Consider the following 17,542-nt stretch of genomic DNA (forward strand, 5'->3'; position numbering starts at 1 on the left):
CTCCATATTTTCCTGCTTTTGCATGCTCTAGAGCACAATCATTTATACGACTTTATACGCAAGTGTATTTTCTTCGATAACTTCTTTTAAAGCAAAAACAGCTTACGCAATATGATGATCATTTTTAAATTTTCAAGAAATATGAATAAATTTTTAGAAAAAGAAAAAATAAAAAGGCTGCAGAATAAATCAATGCAGCCTCTTAGTTACGAATGCAGTGTTGGGAGGAGAATACATACTGCATTCATTTGCCAGATGTTAGGAGGAAAATAATCTAGCGAGGTGCTTTCTAGTTAAAACAAACATGAGAGACAATACACAAAAATGCATGGCTGATATGCATGAACTTTAGAAATCTCAAATTTCCTGAACCGTAGCGCGACGAAAAAAAACTGACATGAAAATCGCAATAAAAATCAATGTCAAAATCAATACGATCGTAGAAGCGGAATCAGAACCAATAAACAAACTGAGATAAATTCCTAAAAAACCAGAAAAAGCTGCAACAAGTATAGCAATCACCAACATAAAAGAAAATCGCTTCGTAATAAGATAAGCGATTGCTCCTGGTGCTATAAGTAAAGAAATAACCAGAACAATACCCACAGCTTTCAAAGCTGCAACAATTGTGAGAGAAATCATTGTTAAGAGAGTATAGTGAAGTAATGATATTCGCAATCCCATAGCACGACCTTGAACGGAATCAAAAATATACAGCATAAAATCGCGCCATTTTGCTCCTAAAATAAAGGTAACAACAGCAGAAATAATTGCCGTCTGTGTAATATCAAGCCAGTTAACACCCAACAAATTACCAAATAGAATATGATTCAAATCTAAACTGCTATAAATAGATGTGGCCAAAACAAGCCCTAAACCAAACATCGATGAGAAAACAACGCCCATCACCGTATCCTGTTTGATCCGACTATTGCTTCCTAAAAAACCTGTTGCAAGCGCACAAATCATACCTGCGACAAAAGCTCCGCAAGTAATCAAAGTCATGGTAATATTTTCTGAACGCATATGCTGAAGCCAAGCAAACGGTAAAGAAGTCAAAAATGCTATCACCCACGGCGTCGTCATATAACCCACAACAACACCAGGAAAAACAGCATGAGAAATGGCGTCGCCTAACAGTGCCCATCCTTTCAAAATCAGAAAACAAGAAAGCATCGCCATAGGAATAGAAAGGATCATGACAATAAGCATGCCTTTCAACATAAAAGAAAATTGAAAAGGAAGTAGTAATTGATCAATCATGACAATATCACACCTTTTTTGGCCGCATTTATACGCAAACGTGCAGCAATAAACCCGTGTTTAGGAGCAAAAACAAAAGCTAACATAAATAAAAATGCTTGAAAAAGCACAACAACACCACCTGTTTGCGCATTTAAAAAGTAACTCACATAAACACCTAATACACTTGTGACGGTCCCGATTATAACTGCAATGATCAAAACATTTACAAAGCGATCACTTAAAAGATAAGCCGTTGCCCCAGGCGTCACCACAAGGCAAATGACCAAAAATGCTCCAACTGTTTGCATAGCAGCAACAGTACAAGCAGCAAGCAAGGTGAAAAAGAGAATCTTTAAAAACTTTACATTCAGTCCAATGGCACGCGCATGTGTCTCGTCAAATAAAGAAACAAGAAGATCTTTCCATTTTAACAGCAATATAAGTAAAGAGAAAAAACCAATAAAAGCCAATTGGATAATATCTGATGAACTCACTGCTAAAATATTTCCTAAAACAATTGTATCAATATTCACAGCCATTGGCTTTAATGATTTAAGAAACAACCCAAAAGCAAAAAAAGAAGAAAAAATAAGACCAATAATCGTATCTTCTTTGAGTTTTGTCCGTTGATTAAAAAACAGCATCGCTGCTGCTGCAAGCCCACCAGAAAAAAAAGCTCCAAGCGCAAAAGGTAAACCTAAAAGGTAAGCCCCTGCTACACCAGGAACAATCGAATGGGAAAGCGCATCACCAATAAGCGACCAACCTTTTAACATCAAAAACGCAGAAAGAAAGGCACAAACACACCCAACTAATCCAGAAACCCACATCGCATTAACCATGTACTGATAGCTCAGTGGCTCAAGCAACCAAGAAATCATGCAACGTGCTCCATTCTTTGAATATTCTCATGAAGAGCAGAGCGGTTTGCCCCCGTGAAACCATCATTTTTGTTCACAGCTTGAAGATCAAAAATATGATGATGCAAAGCACCACCAAAAGTTTTTTCCAGATTTTCCTTTGTAAAGACGGTTTCAGTTAACCCAGAAGCCAAAACTGTTCCCTTGATTAAAACTGTATGGTCACAAAACTCACGAATAGAACCTAAATTATGCGTAGAAACTAATATCACTGCCCCCTCTTTACGAAGATCCTGTAATAAAGCAATGATTTTATCTTCTGTTGTGACATCAACCCCTGTAAATGGCTCATCTAATAAAATTGCTTTTGCCTGCTGGGCAAGAGCGCGTGCTAGAAAAACACGCTTCTTTTGCCCACCAGAAAGTTCGCCAATTTGGCGCTTGGCAAATGCCAACATATCAACCCGTTCTAAGGCAACACGAACTGCTTCATAATCTCGTGAGCGTGCATAACGAAAGAAATTCATATGACCATACCGCCCCATCAAGACAACATCTTCAACGAGAACAGGAAAATTCCAATCAACATCTTCACTTTGGGGAACATAAGCAATAAGGTTTTTTTTCAAAGCTGTATCAACAGGCAAACCAAGCATGCGAATTTTCCCTTTTGAGGGGCGGACAAACCCCATAATAGCTTTAAATAACGTTGACTTCCCTGATCCATTCACGCCAACCAATGCCGTAATAGAACCTGTTGGACTTTCAAAATTCACTTCACGTAAAGCCGTATGTCCATTACGATAAGTTACTGTTACCCCTTGGGCAAATATTCCAGATCCCGTCATTGGCTTTTTACTCCCTCTAATAAGGCACTGCTAATACGCCCACTTGTGACGCGTAATAAATCAATATAGGTTGGTACTTCACCATTTTTCTCACTCAGAGAGTCAACATAAAGCACACCACCGTATTTAGCCCCTGTTTCTCTGGCAACTTGCTTAGCAGGCGCTGGAGAAATAGTGCTTTCAGAAAAAACGGCATGGATATTGTATTTACGAACCATATCAATAACATGCTTAACCTGCTGTGGTGTTCCTTGCTGATCCGCATTAATGGGCCATAAATAAAGTTCTTTTAGATCAAAATCACGCGCTAAATAGCTAAATGCACCCTCACTGGTGACAAGCCAACGCTTATCTTGCGGTACTGCTTCTAATGCAGTCCTGATTGGGTCAATCGTTGCGCGAATCTTCTGCTTATAAATTTCAGCATTTTCTTTATAAATAGCAGCATGCTCAGGATCATACTTTACAAAAGCATCGCGAATATTATCAACGTAGATCAAAGCAGAAGTGGGTGACATCCAAGCATGAGGATTGGGCTTGCCGCTAAAGGGACCTTCACCAATTTTAATGGGTACAACACCTTTGGAAACAACCACACTTGGAACATCCTTGATATTTTGAAAAAACTTTTCAAACCAAAGCTCCAAATCTAATCCATTCCACAAAACAAGATTGGCTCCTTGTGCGCGCATAAGATCGCGAGGAGTGGGTTGATATTCATGAATTTCAGCACCTGGTTTCGTGATCGATTCAACATCAGCAGCATCACCCGCTACATTGCGCGCCATATCAGCAATGATAGTGAATGTCGTAACAGCTTTAAATTTACCTGCACATAAGGCAAAATTGGGAGCAAAAAAAACAAGACTCCCAAAAACTATCGTGAAAAACGTCCTTACCTTCATTGCTTCTCTCTTTCCTTCATATGCCCTCTCTCCTTATTGCGAATAATTTGCATTATCATTTAGCAATAACAGTTATATTTTATATTTGCAATGAAAGATTATCAGAAATCATAACTTTTCAAGATGTTTAAAAATCGTCTTTTTCATCTTGAAAAACTTAATGACTTCAAGTGAGCCTGCTTTAATAAGAAAATCACCTTTCAAGAAACTCTATAACTCTTGAATGCAAAAAGGGAGCATTCAAAAATGCTCCCTTTTTATAAAGGGTCCAAGAACCAAGAGAAGATAAGAATACTCAACAGCGCAAATATGCGCCTGTCATCTTCGTGACATTTTCCACTACTTTCAAGGCAAGACCTTCTAGATCTTCATCTGTTAGAGTCCGTTCCATGGGTTGAAGAGTTACTTCAATGGCAACAGATTTTTTATCTTCACCAAGGCTTGAATCTTCAAAAATATCAAAAACCTGTACAGAATGAATAAGCTTTTTGTCCGCTCCACTCGCCGCACGCACGATAAGAGAAGAAGCAACCGTTTTATCGACGACAAAAGCAAAATCACGCCGCACCATTTGGAAAGGCGATAATTTCAACGGAGAACGACTTTTTGTCATTTTTTTCTTTGACTCTGGAATTTGATCAAGAAAAATTTCAAAACCACAAACAGGACCACTAACATCTAGTTTTTCCAATGTAGCAGGATGAAAAACACCAAAAAAACCAAGGATAATCTTTGATCCAAGTTTTATGACCCCTGAACGACCAGGATGATACCAATCCGGTGCTCCAACTTCAATTTGTAGCTTGCCACTCTCTATACCACATGCTTCTAAAACAGCCAATGCATCAGCTTTTGCATCAAAAACATCAATGGCTTTTGCATTCCCATGCCAAAAGCGTCCTGCCCCTTCAAATCGTTCTGTTCCACGACGTATACCACCGGCAACACGTTGTTGCGTATCTGGAGTATCACCCTCATAGATATTGGAAACTTCAAACAAAGCAAGATCTGAGAAGCCTCGATCAGCATTGCGCTGTGCCGCCACCAACAAACCAGGCAAAAGAGAAGGACGCATAATGGACATATCAGCAGAAATAGGATTTATTAATTTAAGCTGTGCCTGACCACCTCCAAAAGCCAATGCTTGTTTTTCAGAAATAAAAGACCAAGTCACGGCCTCCTTCATACCACGATGCGCTAAAACCAAACGTGCAACACGTGCACGAAGTTGCGAAACTGTTAAAATCGGACCTTCGCTTTCTATAAAATTTTCCAATGGAATAGGCTTAATTTTATCTAGCCCATAAATCCTCATTACCTCTTCCACTAAATCAGCTTTACCAGTAATATCAGGGCGCCATGTGGGCACTTTAACCGTAACCACATCTCCTTTTCCTTCAACACAAAAGCCAAGTTTTGTTAAAATGGTTACAGCTTGTTCACGCTCTATTGACAAATTTGTTAAACGTTTAATTTCAGAAAAAGGAAAAGCAATCTGTTTGACTTCTGGTTTTTGATAACCAACAATCCTCTTCTCAGATACTTCACCACCACAAAAGCGTAAGGTAAGTTCTGTGGCAATTTCAAGCCCTGTTTCCATAAAAGCTGGATCAACACCCCGTTCAAACCGATAACGGGCATCACTGATAAGACCTATTGTGCGACCAGTCCGTGCAATACTCTGTGCATCCCAAAGCGCTGACTCAATAATAACGCGCCGCGTCGTCTCATCACAACTTGTTCGCTCACCACCCATGATCCCAGCAATGGAAACAACCCCCTCTTCATCGGCAATGACACAATCTTTAACACTCAAATGATAAATTTTTCCATTAAGCGCTTGAAGCTGTTCACCTTCACGCGCACAACGTACATGCAAATTGCCTTTAATCTTGTCGGCATCAAAAACATGAAGCGGACGACCAAGATCAAAACTGATGTAATTGGTCATATCCACCAGCGCATTAATCGGTCTTAAACCTATGGCATTTAAACGTTTTTGCATCCATTGCGGCGATGCACCATTTTGAACATCACACACTTCACGCCAAGCAAAACCTAAACATAATGGCGCGCTTTGCGAAAAATCTAAAGAAACATCAAGCAATGTCTCAAAGCTCACGTCGAATTGTGGCAAAGATAATTCTTTTAATTTTCCAATTCCAGCAGCAGCAAGATCACGGGCAATACCGCGAACACCTGTGCAATCAGAACGATTGGGTGTCAAACCAATATCAATAATTGGATCATCTAAACCGGCGTAAACCGCAAAAGATTCCCCAATCGGTGCATCTTCTGGCAGCTCAATAATCCCGTTCTGTTCCCCTGATAATTCAAGCTCGGCCCCCGAACACATCATCCCAAAACTTTCAACACCGCGAATTTTACCCACCGATAATGTCACATCAAGTCCTGGTACATAAGTGCCTGGTAAAGCAAGAACACCCACAAGTCCAGCACGTACATTTGGTGCCCCACAGATAACTTGTAGAGGTGTAGCAGACCCTGTATCTACCGATAAAATCTGAAGTTTATCTGCATCAGGATGTTTTACTGCCGTTAAAACTTTCGCAATGACAAACGCTTTTAAAGAAGAACGGTCATCAACATGATCAACCTCAAGACCTATAGCCGTTAGCTTCTCACAAATTTCATCCAAAGATGCATCTGTTTCTAAGTGATCTTTTATCCACGACAATGTAAATTTCATTTTAAAACCTCACATTAAAGCTTCTGATAAGATCACACATTTCTCAAACTAGGAAAAAAAGCTGGCATATCAAAACAGCGAAAACCATAATGATCTAACCAACGCAGATCCGCATCAAAAAACGCCCGTAAATCAGGCATACCGTATTTTAACATGGCAATGCGGTCAATGCCCATGCCCCAAGCAAAACCTTGATATTCATCAGGGTCTAAACCAACATTTTTTAAGACATGGGGATGCACCATTCCGCATCCTAAGATTTCTAACCAATCCTGCCCTTCCCCAAATTTTACTTCTGAACCAGAGCGATCACATTGAATATCAACTTCCATAGACGGTTCGGTAAAAGGAAAAAAAGAGGGGCGAAAACGCATCTTTACAGAGGGAACTTCAAAAAAAATTTTACAAAAAGTCTCATGAAGCCCCATCATATGGGCAATGGTCGAGGTTTTATCAATAACAAGACCCTCTACCTGATGAAACATAGGAGAATGCGTTGCATCTGAATCCATACGATAGGTTTTCCCAGGAATAATAATACGTATCGGAGCCTTCTGCTTTTCCATGGTACGAATTTGGACAGGGGATGTATGGGTGCGTAATAATTTCCGCTCTCCTGTTTTATCAACATCAAAAAAGAAAGTATCATGCATTTCACGCGCTGGATGACCTTCCGGAAAATTCAATGCCGTAAAATTATAATAGTCTGTTTCAATATCTGGACCCTCTGCAAGAGAAAAACCCATTTTCGTATAAATAGCGATAATTTCCTCAATGACCTGTGAGATCGGATGAATACGCCCCCGTTCCATAGGCGAAGAACGCACGGGCAAAGTGATATCCACCTTTTCACGAGACAGGCGTGCATCCATTGCTTGACGTCTTAAAAGATCACGTCTTTGTGTCCATAATTCTAAAATGCGATTTTTCGACCCATTAAGAGCTGGACCAACTTTTTGGCGCTCTTCAGCATCCATCTTCCCTAGTGCTTTTAGTCTTTCAGAAATACTGCCTTTTTTGCCTAACGCCGCAATACGCACTGCTTCTAGCGCTTGTTCATCGCAAGCCCCCTCTAAAGCTAAACAAATTTCTTGTTCCAGACGCTCAATATCGCTCATATTTTTGCCTATTGTTTTTGAATAGAAAAAACCCCGCACCAGAAATAACCAGTACGGGATCCCAAATAAATGTATGCTTTAAGAGAACACGACTGGCTTATTTGACAGCGCCTTCAAAAGCATTAGGCGTTGTGTTTTTCAAATATTCTAAAGCCTTCTTTGCAGAAGCAACCAAAGCAGAAAATGCTGCCTTTTCATGAATTGCTATATCTGAAAGAACTTTACGATCAACCTCAATACCCGCTTTTGACAAACCATCAATAAAGCGCCCATAAGTTAGACCTTCTGCACGAACCGCCGCATTAATTCTCTGAATCCATAAAGCACGGAAATTACGTTTCCTATTTTTACGATCACGATAAGCGTACTGCTTTGAACGATCAACTGCTGCCTTAGCTGCACGAATGGTATTTTTACGACGACCATAAAAACCTTCCGCCTGTTTCAAAACTTTTTTGTGTTTAGCGTGCGCTGTTACACCTCTTTTTACACGTGCCATGTAATACTCTCCTAAAAATCAAAAGCGTAAGGTTTAAAAACCATTTGGCAAATAATACTGAATCACTTTTTTAGCATCTGGTTCACTCAAAACCATTGTGCCACGTGCATCGCGAATGAACTTATTCGAACGTTTAATCATGCCATGGCGTTTACCTGCAGCTGCTACTTTAACTTTGCCTGACGCAGTGATTTTAAACCGCTTCTTAGCGGATGATTTGGTCTTCATCTTGGGCATTTTGCTACTCCATACAATATTTATTCATTTATATAATTTCATTTTATTTCACATAATTCATTAAAGTGAACTTCTTTATTCAAGCGGACCAACGCTTGAACAAGCATTTAAACAGCCACGGCATGCCCTGCCGGACAGTTCCAACGGCATTTCATAAGCTAGTCTACACAAAATAGCAAGAGTGTATCAAAAAAAAACGGGAGCTCCATTGCCTTGAACTTCAACCAAAGGTGCTGGAATTGCATTCGTTTTTATTGCTGCTTTACAGAGATCAGCAATAATGCATCGCATACATTGTGCTTTGCGCGCTTGGCAAACATAACGCCCATGTAAAATAAGCCAATGATGCGCATGATGCAGATAATGAACCGGTATAATCTTGAGCAACTTTTCTTCAACAATCTCTGGTGTTTTACCAGGCGCCAAACCAAGACGGTTGCTAAGGCGTAAAATATGTGTATCTACCGCCAATGTAGGCTGACCAAAAGCGATATTTAAAACAACATTCGCTGTTTTACGCCCCACTCCAGGAAGGGACATAAGTGCTTCACGTGTATCAGGAACTTGACCGCCATAGTGATCAATTAAAAAGCGACAAAGTGTATAAACATTACGCGCTTTTGCACGCCAAAGACCAATGGTGCGAATATGGCGTGCAATTTCTTCTTCTCCTAAAGCAATCATTTTTTCCGGACGATCAGCGAGACGAAATAATTCTTTTGTTGCTTTGTTAACACTCATATCTGTCGCTTGAGCCGAAAGAACAACAGAAATTAAGAGCGTAAAAACATCTGTATAGATAAGATCACTCTGAGGAGCCGGACGTTGGACAGAAAAACGCCGAAATATTTCTTCAATTTCATCTTCCCTGTACAATGTTCCAGAGGATTTTTGCGTCTTCGACACTTTTTTCGTCCTTTGAGCCATTGAACTCTCTCAATCTTCTCTCTTGAAGTTATCATTCATACTTGCCATATGAGAAACATGTAGAAAACACTTTTTATAGAGCTTGGTCAAGAAAAGCCGCTTTGAAGAGGACATTCACAATGACACATGTGACGCCTTTCTCCAATCCCTTTCTTTTAGGATTTGAAACGGTAGAAAAAACATTGCGACGTATTAGCAAAGCTGATGAGACTTATCCAGCTTATAATATTGAGCGTTTACACAAAAACGATGACACAAACTATATACGGATAACTCTGGCTGTTGCTGGATTTAAAGTCAATAATCTCAATATCTTGCTCGATGATAATCAACTGATCATTCATGGTAAACAAACAGACAATCAAAATCATCAATATTTGTATCATGGTATAGCAGCGCGCCAATTTCAACGGACCTTTGTTCTCGCCGAGGGAATGGAGGTTACAAATGCGGAGTTGAAAAATGGTCTTTTATCAATTAATCTACATCAACCAAAAGCAAAAAAACAAATAAAACAAATTCCGATTAAAGTGAGCAGTGCTTAAATCATAAAAGCCAAAGCATAAAGGAATAGAGAAATGGGAGAACATAAACAAAGCTTTTCGTTGCAGAATATGTCCTACTCTGAAGTAGGGCAAATTGCTTATTTAAAAAAAGTTTGTACTGATGACCTCGCTAAAAATTTTCCAGATCTTCCACCAATGACTCCAGGTATTACAATATGGGCTCTTTTTGGTGAAACAGGTTATCCAATTATTTTGTCTGATGAGCGCTCTATTGCTCTTGCCGGAGCCAATGAACATGAGCTACAAATTGTAACTCTACACTAAACTGTTTAGAAAAATAATTTAAGATTTTTATAAGCTTTGTCGCTCTTTCTTAAGAGCGAGGAGCGATAAGTCTTTTTATAGAAAAGCTGGAAGAAAATCATTTGAGTTTCAGGAATGGCGTAACTGTTTTGATAAAGAAGTTTAGCTGCGCTTAATTTCCTGATATCTTTTTAGACTATCAATTTAAATGGCGCCCGTTCTTTCTTTTATACTCTGTTGTTTGACTTTTATAAAAGATGAGAGCTTTTCTGATTCATGCTGTTTATTATATTCTGTTAGCAATCTTTTACATTGGCTTTTTATCTTTTATTATTTGCATTTTCTTTTTAATAAAGATTTTTATAAAAATTCTCCCTCTTATGTTCTCAAACACACTGAAGAATTGCTTGGTCATAGGGAGAAATTAATGCATGTAAATTTAAAAAATGCATTTGATTGATAATCATAATTCATTGTTTGCATATCGAATGAGAGATCTGAATACCATAAGATTCTTTCATTTTAAATCTCTCCTATGTTGAATCAATCAAAGTATTTTCTGGCATGTTACACGCAAGATCAGCAAATGGATAAGAACCATTTTAAAAAGGCGTAAAATGCCTCTTATGAATTGTCTTGATGTAAAAGCTGTCGCAACATGGGGGCTGTAAAGAGAATGATAGTGACCAATGGCCCCTGCATAAGCGTAAAAATTGTGGTGCCCAATGGATTTTATTCTTTCACTCTCCACGAGCACTCTCGTGAAATTGATTTGAAATCATGAGGAGATATCCCTCTAAAACCAAACCTGATCGTTTTACTGATGAGAAGTTCTATACTGAAACCAATTGCAAAACCATCTCAATTCTTGTTGATATTTTTATAATCCTCCCTAGCGCCGCCCACATGTTTTTAATTGCTGCTCATATTGTTTAGACATTCTTGCCATACGCTGCGCTGCCTGTATAAGTGCACCATTTGCATATCCTCGGCTACGCGCATAAGCACCATGCCCCATATGATAATTTAAATAAAGGCTATAGGCATCATCAAATCTCACACCATTGCGCTCCACACTTTGGCGATGATACCAAGCCACAAAATCAGCGGCATCGGCAAAATTTGTACGCCATGCTAAAGACCTCCCCGTAGAGCGAAGATACATTGCCCATGTACTGTCAAGCGCTTGAGAGTAACCATAAGCTGTCGACCGACGCTTCCATGGAATAAAACCAAGCAATTTTGTGCGTGGTGGACGTGCATTGTGGCGGAAGTTTGATTCCAACTTAATGGTTGCAAGAATAATAGGCATCGGAATTCCATAACGCATTTCTGCTCTTTTGGAAGCCTTTCCCCAATTATCAAAAAAACCATCTTTTTGTGCTAAAATAGCACAAGCATTATTTGTATGGATCGGGGAAGTTGTTGCACACCCTTCCAGCAGAAACACCAATGCCCCTAAAAACAAAAGGTGTCGCATATTTTCTCTTTCTTTCATGAGGAAATCATGAAAGATGAATACTAAAAAATGATTACCAATCCATAAAAGAGCATAACAATAGTTGTGATTACTGAAAAGCTGGTTTTATTCCTCATCAACCAAACGTAATGTTTGTGATTGAACAGATGTTGTCATGTCCGTTGGTTCAGCATGATTATCTTTTAATTGAAAATTTTCAATGCGGTTAGCACGTTTCATAATTTTGGAGGATGATATTAAAATTCCCTCTATATCTTCACCCGCTTTGTAAAAATGCTTCTGTAATGCGCGAACACGGGTATCCATTCTTCCAAAATCTTCCATCAATTTTGCTACTTCCGACTGAATTAAATGCGCTTGTTCACGCATCCGCGCATCTTTCATAATGGTTTGTACAACCTGAACGGATAACATCAACAAAGAGGGAGATACAATGATCACATGTGCTTTATTGGCTTTTTGTACCAATGGCTCAAAATCCTCATAGATTGTGGCAAAAATCGATTCCGATGGAACAAAGAGAAAAGCCGTATCATGTGTTTCTCCAGGGATGAGATATTTTTGGGCAATATCACGAATATGAACTTCCATATCGGTACGAAATTGGCGTTCTGCCTCTTGACGTTCTTGTGCAGATGCTGCTTTACGCATGGCATTCCAAGCCTCTAGAGGAAATTTAGCATCAACAACCAAGGAGGGTGATTTATTCGGCATATGAATAAGACAATCTGGTCGCTTTCCATTGGAGAGAACTGCTTGAAAAACATAAGCATTGACTGGTAGAGCATCGGCAATAATTGCTTCCATCCGTCCTTGACCAAAAGTACCACGCGTTTGCTTATTGCTTAAAATGGCTTGTAGTTGAACGACTTGCCCCGTAAGTGACTGAATATTATTTTGCGCTGCATCAATAACCGCTAAACGTTCTTGCAAACGATTTAAATTTTCATAAGTTGATTTGGTCTGTACCTGAAGGGTTTGACCTAAATTAACTGTCATGCCATTGAGTTGCTCACTGAGTGACTTATTCAATTCAGCCTGCCTTTGACCAAAAATTTCTGCCATTGTTTGCATTCGTCCTTGCATTTCAGCTTGTGTTTTGAGCAATGTGGCCATCTGTATTTGTGCTTCACGGGCACACTTAGCAGCTTCGCTTTCCAAAAATGCCTTTTTTCGGTGAGAATAAATCAATATAAAAAATGCCAAACATACAAGCAGCAATAAAAGCAGAGCACTCAGTCTTGTAAAAGACTCATCAGAGAGCATAAAAGAAAAAAACGAATCAAGCATAAGGTACAATATAACGTGCTTATCGTAAAAAGTGCGAAAATCCGTTATTCAATATTGACCCACAACAATGGATTGATTAATCTGTGCCCCATGCCAATGAGATCTTTAGTTATTTTACCTGATCCGATTTTACGGGAAGTATCGAAACCTGTTGAGCATTTTGATGAAGCTCTCCAAACGCTTGCTGATGATATGCTGGAAACGATGTATCATGCTCAAGGCGTTGGTCTTGCTGCTATTCAGATTGGTATACCACTGCGCATGTTGGTCATAGATGTTTCGCAAAATGATGAACAGAAAAATCCGCAGGTTATTATCAATCCAGAAATCTTGTGGCTTTCAGAAGAACGTAATGTTCACAAAGAGGGATGTCTTTCTATTCCGGAATATTTTGCAAAGGTTGAACGCCCTAAACGCCTTCGTGTTCGCTATCAGAATCGTGAAGGAAAACAAACAGAAATGGAAGCGGATAATCTCTTAGCAACTTGTTTACAGCATGAAATTGATCATTTAAATGGTCGCCTCTTTATTGATCACATTTCAAAAATCAGACGTGATATGGTGATACGAAAATTTAAAAAACGCGCAAAAGAAAACAATACACAGGATGCAGTATTGTAATGGCATTACGATTAAGTTTTATGGGAACGCCGCATTTTGCTGTTCCTATTTTACAGGCTTTGTTAGAGGCAGGTCATGATGTTGTCGCTGTTTACAGTCAACCTCCTCGCCCAGCGGGGCGTCGTGGTCTTAAACTGATCCCGTCTCCTGTACAAATTGCAGCAGAAGAAAAATCTATTCCCGTATTCACTCCTCAAACACTCAAAACAACCGAACAGCAGGCGCAATTTGCAGAACTTGCTGTTGATGTTGCTGTTGTTGTTGCCTATGGGCTTCTCTTACCTAAAACCATTCTTGAAATACCGCGTTTTGGTTGTTTTAATGCCCACGCTTCACTCTTGCCACGTTGGCGTGGTGCTGCACCTCTTCAGCGTGCCATTATGGCTGGTGATAAGGAAACGGGAATGATGATTATGAAAATGGATGAAGGACTTGATACAGGGCCTATTGCTCTTTCGCGCTCCATCCCTCTCACTGATAACATGACGACCGATAAACTCGCAAACAAGCTTTCACATATCGGCGCAGAACTTATGGTAGAAGCTCTATCAGCTCTGGAAAAAGGACAACTTCAACTTACACCACAATCAGAAGAAGGCATCACCTATGCCGCTAAAATTGACAAGGAAGAAACCCGCATTGATTGGACAATGCCCGCAGAACATATTCACAGATATATTCGTGCCCTCTCTCCCTCTCCTGGGTGCTGGTGTAACATGAATATCAGTGGACGAGAAGAACGTGTAAAAATTCTTGGAAGCCGCATAATAACAGACCCTTCTCTTGAAATCGGTCGAATAGAGCCAGATTCTTTAATTATCCATTGTGGACAAGAGCGCCTTGAAATAACCGATTTGCAAAGATCTGGCGGTAAAGTCCTTGAGGGCGCAACATTTTTGCGAGGCGCTCATATTTCTGCTGTTTGTTGATATGCCACGTTTTAAACTCACCCTTGAATATGATGGCTCAAATTATGTTAGCTGGCAGCGTCAAGCGATCTGCACACCATACAAAGAGCTCTTGAACAAGCCATTTTTCTCTTTTGTGGACAACAATTGACCAACACAATAGCAAGTCGAACGGATAATGGTGTATACGCTATGGAGAAAATTGCACATTATGCCACGTTTTAAACTCACCCTCGAATATGATGGTTCAAATTATGCTGGTTGGCAACGTCAAGCAGATCTGCACACCATACAAGGAGCTCTTGAACAAGCCATTTTTCTCTTTTGCGGACAACAATTGACCATTACAACAGCGGGTCGAACAGATGCTGGTGTACACGCTATGGGGCAAGTTGCACATGTTGATTTTGAAAAAAACTGGCAGACGCACACTGTACGCGATGCTCTGAATGCGCATTTGCAAAAACGGGGGGAAAATATTTCAATCTTAAATGTCGAAAATGTCTCTGATGATTTTGATGCACGATTTTCTGCAACCAAACGTCATTATCTTTTTAAAATTCTCAATCGCCGCTCTCCACCAGCCCTAAACGCTAAACGCGTATGGTGGGTACCAAAACCCCTTAATGCGGAAATCATGCATGAAGCTGCCCAAAAACTTGTAGGCAAACATGATTTTACCACCTTTCGTTCAGCACATTGCCAAGCTAAAAGCCCTATTCGCACCCTTGAACGCCTTGATGTGAAAAGAGAGGGGGAAGAAATCTTCCTCTATGCACAAGCACGCTCTTTTCTGCATCATCAAATCCGTTCCTTTGCAGGAAGCCTGATGGAAGTTGGTGTTGGGCGCTGGAGAGCACAAGATCTTGAAGCAGCTCTTCATGCTAAAGATCGCACACGGTGTGGTGTTGTTGCACCGCCTTCAGGGCTTTATTTGACTAAAGTGGAATATTAACTGTCCCATTAAAATTAATTCTTCAAAAGCAATTACGGAAGCTTATAAAAGCAACGAATTTCTTCAAAAGCTTCTGCCGCGGTATTAACAAATTTTACCAAATCAACATCGGAGGGAGAAATTGTGCCTTGTTCTGATAAATAGCTAAAATTGATCACATTGTGCCAAAATTCTTTGCCAAACAATAAAATTGGAACCTGTTTCATCCGTCCTGTCTGTATTAAAGTTAATGTCTCAAACAGCTCATCTAGAGTCCCAAACCCTCCAGGAAAAATCGCTAATGCCTTTGCCCGCATGAGAAAATGCATTTTACGCATTCCTAAATAATGAAAATTAAAACATAAATGTGGAGTTATGTAAGAATTAGGCGCCTGTTCATGGGGTAAAACAACATTCAAACCAACCGTTGGTGCACCAACATCAACTGCACCACGATTTCCTGCTTCCATTATCCCTGGTCCTCCCCCCGTGACAACTACAAATTCACGATATTGAGTGGTAGCAGAATAGCGTGAGCACAAACGCGCAAACTCCCTTGCCTCATCATAATAATGTGACATAGCACGCAAATTTTTCTTTTGCGTGTCATTTTTTGCTGCCCACGCTGCTTGCCCAGATTCAGGAATACGCGCACCACCAAATAAAACAACTGTTGATTGGATATCACATTCTTGAAGCGTTATTTCTGGCTTTAAAAACTCAAGACCAATACGTTGTGAGCGTAGTTCTGGACGCATCATAAATTCTTGATCGATATAAGCCAAACGATAAGTAGGCGAATGCATTTGTGCTGAATCAGAAACTTTTTTTATTTGTTGTAAGGCATCCTTCGCATGAAGCAGTGGTGTCCAATGGTTTTGTTCTTCTCTTCGTTTTTCTTTATAGCCTTTTTTCATGCCTCTATCCTATTTCCTTCCACATCGTTTTATTGACTGCACAGATTTCTTCGCGTAGTCCATAGAGTCATAAATATTGAAACTTTCAACTTGTTTAACGGAACTCTGGCCATGGCTCATCTCACGCAACTGGAAATGATTATTGAAAAAGCATTTGACGACCGCAATTCTATCAATACCACCACAAAGGGGGAAATTCGTGAGAGTGTCGAACATGCACTAGATCTCCTTGATAAAGGAGAAATGCGTGTTGCACAACGCCAAAAAGATGGACAATGGCATGTTCATCAATGGTTGAAAAAAGCTGTTCTTTTGTCTTTTCGCCTTAATCCTATGCGCATCTTTTCTGGCGGTGTTCATGAATCCTATTGGTGGGATAAAGTCCCTTCGAAATTTTCTGGTTGGCAAGAAGTTGACTTTCAAAAAGCAGGTTTCCGCTCCGTTCCTGGAGCAATTGTACGCCATTCTGCCTATATTGCACCAAACGTCATACTCATGCCATCCTTTGTCAATCTAGGGGCTTTTGTTGATGAAGGCACAATGGTTGACACATGGACTACCGTTGGATCTTGCGCACAAATTGGCAAACATGTTCATCTTTCTGGTGGTGTTGGAATCGGCGGCGTTTTAGAACCACTGCAAGCAAACCCAACGATTATTGAAGATCATTGTTTTATCGGTGCCAGATCTGAAGTTGTTGAAGGTTGCATTATCCGTGAAGGTTCTGTTTTAGGGATGGGAGTCTTTATTGGGAAATCCACAAAAATTATTGACCGGACAACAGGCGAAATTTTTGTGGGCGAAGTTCCTCCCTATTCTGTTGTTGTTCCAGGTTCTCTCCCCGCTAAACCACTGCCAAATGGTGAAGCAGGTCCAAGCCTTTATTGTGCTGTTATAGTGAAACGTGTTGATCAAAAAACACGAGAGAAAACATCCATTAATGACCTTTTACGTGACTAAAGTGTACTCTTTAAGAACTCCGTAAAGAACTGTAGCCAATCAACAAAATCAAAGCAGTCAATAAGGGAGAATACTCCCTTATTTCGTTATTTATTCATTTTGAGCGCCTGAATAAAAGCTGATTGTGGAATTTCTACTTTTCCAAATTGGCGCATGCGCTTTTTGCCTTCTTTTTGCTTTTCTAACAACTTGCGCTTACGCGTAACATCGCCTCCATAACATTTCGCTGTTACATCTTTGCGTAAAGCACGAATTGTTTCGCGCGCAATGATTT

At 40.0% G+C, this 17,542-nt stretch carries 18 protein-coding genes and 1 pseudogene; 6 read left to right on the forward strand and 13 right to left on the reverse strand.

Annotated features, from left to right (window positions below):
* Window positions 1-357 precede the first annotated feature (357 nt).
* From PVV64_RS04240 to nth, 9 genes are all read right to left on the reverse strand, one after another.
* Window positions 358-1,263: a metal ABC transporter permease gene (locus PVV64_RS04240; RefSeq protein ID WP_273759753.1), complete on the reverse strand. Its 906-nt coding sequence runs from the start codon at window positions 1,261-1,263 to the stop codon at window positions 358-360.
* Window positions 1,260-2,126: a metal ABC transporter permease gene (locus PVV64_RS04245; protein ID WP_273759755.1), complete on the reverse strand. Its 867-nt coding sequence runs from the start codon at window positions 2,124-2,126 to the stop codon at window positions 1,260-1,262. Before PVV64_RS04245 ends, PVV64_RS04240 begins: the two co-directional genes overlap by 4 nt.
* Window positions 2,123-2,953, reverse strand: coding sequence for a manganese/iron ABC transporter ATP-binding protein (locus PVV64_RS04250; RefSeq protein WP_273759756.1), 831 nt, complete (start codon window positions 2,951-2,953; stop codon window positions 2,123-2,125). Before PVV64_RS04250 ends, PVV64_RS04245 begins: the two co-directional genes overlap by 4 nt.
* Window positions 2,950-3,858 (reverse strand): metal ABC transporter substrate-binding protein, encoded by a 909-nt coding sequence (locus tag PVV64_RS04255; protein ID WP_273759758.1) that lies wholly within the window; start codon window positions 3,856-3,858, stop codon window positions 2,950-2,952. Before PVV64_RS04255 ends, PVV64_RS04250 begins: the two co-directional genes overlap by 4 nt.
* 295 nt (window positions 3,859-4,153) lie before the next feature.
* A complete protein-coding gene (gene pheT, locus PVV64_RS04260; RefSeq protein ID WP_273759760.1) occupies window positions 4,154-6,568 on the reverse strand; it encodes a phenylalanine--tRNA ligase subunit beta in 2,415 nt (804 codons plus the stop codon).
* Window positions 6,569-6,600: 32 nt separating this feature from the next.
* On the reverse strand, window positions 6,601-7,686 hold the full coding sequence (gene pheS / locus PVV64_RS04265; RefSeq protein WP_273759761.1) for a phenylalanine--tRNA ligase subunit alpha: 1,086 nt from the start codon (window positions 7,684-7,686) through the stop codon (window positions 6,601-6,603).
* Window positions 7,687-7,783: 97 nt separating this feature from the next.
* Window positions 7,784-8,185, reverse strand: a complete 402-nt coding sequence (gene rplT / locus PVV64_RS04270) for a 50S ribosomal protein L20 (RefSeq protein WP_273720240.1) — start codon at window positions 8,183-8,185, stop codon at window positions 7,784-7,786.
* 33 nt (window positions 8,186-8,218) lie between these two features.
* Complete coding sequence (gene rpmI / locus PVV64_RS04275) at window positions 8,219-8,422, reverse strand: 50S ribosomal protein L35 (protein WP_273759762.1); 204 nt, start codon at window positions 8,420-8,422, stop codon at window positions 8,219-8,221.
* Between the two features lie 186 nt (window positions 8,423-8,608).
* On the reverse strand, window positions 8,609-9,349 hold the full coding sequence (gene nth, locus PVV64_RS04280) for an endonuclease III (RefSeq protein WP_273759763.1): 741 nt from the start codon (window positions 9,347-9,349) through the stop codon (window positions 8,609-8,611).
* A 119-nt stretch (window positions 9,350-9,468) separates the two neighbouring features.
* Here nth and PVV64_RS04285 point away from each other — a divergent pair, with 119 nt between their 5' ends.
* Window positions 9,469-9,894: an Hsp20 family protein gene (locus PVV64_RS04285; protein WP_273759764.1), complete on the forward strand. Its 426-nt coding sequence runs from the start codon at window positions 9,469-9,471 to the stop codon at window positions 9,892-9,894.
* A gap of 33 nt (window positions 9,895-9,927) precedes the next feature.
* Complete coding sequence (locus PVV64_RS04290) at window positions 9,928-10,179, forward strand: DUF1150 domain-containing protein (protein WP_273720247.1); 252 nt, start codon at window positions 9,928-9,930, stop codon at window positions 10,177-10,179.
* A gap of 871 nt (window positions 10,180-11,050) precedes the next feature.
* Here PVV64_RS04290 and PVV64_RS04295 read toward each other — a convergent pair.
* Window positions 11,051-11,638, reverse strand: a complete 588-nt coding sequence (locus PVV64_RS04295) for a hypothetical protein (protein ID WP_273759765.1) — start codon at window positions 11,636-11,638, stop codon at window positions 11,051-11,053.
* A 105-nt stretch (window positions 11,639-11,743) separates the two neighbouring features.
* Window positions 11,744-12,928 carry a DNA recombination protein RmuC gene (locus PVV64_RS04300; RefSeq protein ID WP_273759766.1) on the reverse strand — a complete coding sequence of 395 codons (1,185 nt, stop codon included), beginning with the start codon at window positions 12,926-12,928 and terminating at the stop codon, window positions 11,744-11,746.
* 90 nt (window positions 12,929-13,018) lie between these two features.
* On the opposite strand from PVV64_RS04300, the gene def reads away from it, so the two are divergent.
* From def to truA, 3 genes are all read left to right on the forward strand, one after another.
* Window positions 13,019-13,549, forward strand: coding sequence for a peptide deformylase (gene def / locus PVV64_RS04305; RefSeq protein ID WP_273759796.1), 531 nt, complete (start codon window positions 13,019-13,021; stop codon window positions 13,547-13,549).
* The gene (fmt, locus tag PVV64_RS04310) at window positions 13,549-14,478 is read left to right on the forward strand and encodes a methionyl-tRNA formyltransferase (RefSeq protein ID WP_273759767.1); all 930 of its coding nucleotides are present in this window, start codon (window positions 13,549-13,551) and stop codon (window positions 14,476-14,478) included. Before def ends, fmt begins: the two co-directional genes overlap by 1 nt.
* A gap of 190 nt (window positions 14,479-14,668) precedes the next feature.
* Complete coding sequence (truA, locus tag PVV64_RS04320; RefSeq protein WP_273759768.1) at window positions 14,669-15,412, forward strand: tRNA pseudouridine(38-40) synthase TruA; 744 nt, start codon at window positions 14,669-14,671, stop codon at window positions 15,410-15,412.
* 32 nt (window positions 15,413-15,444) lie between these two features.
* Here the strand turns inward: truA and PVV64_RS04325 are convergent, their stop codons facing one another.
* Window positions 15,445-16,308 (reverse strand): LOG family protein, encoded by an 864-nt coding sequence (locus tag PVV64_RS04325; RefSeq protein ID WP_273759769.1) that lies wholly within the window; start codon window positions 16,306-16,308, stop codon window positions 15,445-15,447.
* Between the two features lie 111 nt (window positions 16,309-16,419).
* On the opposite strand from PVV64_RS04325, the gene dapD reads away from it, so the two are divergent.
* Window positions 16,420-17,268 (forward strand): 2,3,4,5-tetrahydropyridine-2,6-dicarboxylate N-succinyltransferase, encoded by an 849-nt coding sequence (gene dapD / locus PVV64_RS04330; RefSeq protein ID WP_273759770.1) that lies wholly within the window; start codon window positions 16,420-16,422, stop codon window positions 17,266-17,268.
* An 86-nt stretch (window positions 17,269-17,354) separates the two neighbouring features.
* Here the strand turns inward: dapD and PVV64_RS04335 are convergent.
* A pseudogene (locus PVV64_RS04335) lies at window positions 17,355-17,542 on the reverse strand (elongation factor 4); the annotation flags it as partial.

This window comes from Bartonella sp. ML70XJBT.G (genome assembly GCF_028618575.1).
Lineage (GTDB): Bacteria > Pseudomonadota > Alphaproteobacteria > Rhizobiales > Rhizobiaceae > Bartonella.

What these genes read in the sequence shown, in the direction of transcription:
- PVV64_RS04300 (WP_273759766.1), bottom strand. Translation starts at nt 12,928, where the DNA reads ATGCTTGATTCGTTTTTTTCTTTTATGCTCTCTGATGAGTCTTTTACA.
- PVV64_RS04290 (WP_273720247.1), top strand. Translation starts at nt 9,928, where the DNA reads ATGGGAGAACATAAACAAAGCTTTTCGTTGCAGAATATGTCCTACTCT.
- PVV64_RS04255 (WP_273759758.1), bottom strand. Translation starts at nt 3,858, where the DNA reads ATGAAGGTAAGGACGTTTTTCACGATAGTTTTTGGGAGTCTTGTTTTT.
- fmt (WP_273759767.1), top strand. Translation starts at nt 13,549, where the DNA reads ATGGCATTACGATTAAGTTTTATGGGAACGCCGCATTTTGCTGTTCCT.
- PVV64_RS04285 (WP_273759764.1), top strand. Translation starts at nt 9,469, where the DNA reads ATGACACATGTGACGCCTTTCTCCAATCCCTTTCTTTTAGGATTTGAA.
- pheT (WP_273759760.1), bottom strand. Translation starts at nt 6,568, where the DNA reads ATGAAATTTACATTGTCGTGGATAAAAGATCACTTAGAAACAGATGCA.
- truA (WP_273759768.1), top strand. Translation starts at nt 14,669, where the DNA reads ATGCCACGTTTTAAACTCACCCTCGAATATGATGGTTCAAATTATGCT.
- dapD (WP_273759770.1), top strand. Translation starts at nt 16,420, where the DNA reads ATGGCTCATCTCACGCAACTGGAAATGATTATTGAAAAAGCATTTGAC.
- rplT (WP_273720240.1), bottom strand. Translation starts at nt 8,185, where the DNA reads ATGGCACGTGTAAAAAGAGGTGTAACAGCGCACGCTAAACACAAAAAA.
- pheS (WP_273759761.1), bottom strand. Translation starts at nt 7,686, where the DNA reads ATGAGCGATATTGAGCGTCTGGAACAAGAAATTTGTTTAGCTTTAGAG.
- PVV64_RS04250 (WP_273759756.1), bottom strand. Translation starts at nt 2,953, where the DNA reads ATGACGGGATCTGGAATATTTGCCCAAGGGGTAACAGTAACTTATCGT.
- rpmI (WP_273759762.1), bottom strand. Translation starts at nt 8,422, where the DNA reads ATGCCCAAGATGAAGACCAAATCATCCGCTAAGAAGCGGTTTAAAATC.
- PVV64_RS04240 (WP_273759753.1), bottom strand. Translation starts at nt 1,263, where the DNA reads ATGATTGATCAATTACTACTTCCTTTTCAATTTTCTTTTATGTTGAAA.
- nth (WP_273759763.1), bottom strand. Translation starts at nt 9,349, where the DNA reads ATGGCTCAAAGGACGAAAAAAGTGTCGAAGACGCAAAAATCCTCTGGA.
- PVV64_RS04245 (WP_273759755.1), bottom strand. Translation starts at nt 2,126, where the DNA reads ATGATTTCTTGGTTGCTTGAGCCACTGAGCTATCAGTACATGGTTAAT.
- PVV64_RS04325 (WP_273759769.1), bottom strand. Translation starts at nt 16,308, where the DNA reads ATGAAAAAAGGCTATAAAGAAAAACGAAGAGAAGAACAAAACCATTGG.
- PVV64_RS04295 (WP_273759765.1), bottom strand. Translation starts at nt 11,638, where the DNA reads ATGCGACACCTTTTGTTTTTAGGGGCATTGGTGTTTCTGCTGGAAGGG.
- def (WP_273759796.1), top strand. Translation starts at nt 13,019, where the DNA reads ATGCCAATGAGATCTTTAGTTATTTTACCTGATCCGATTTTACGGGAA.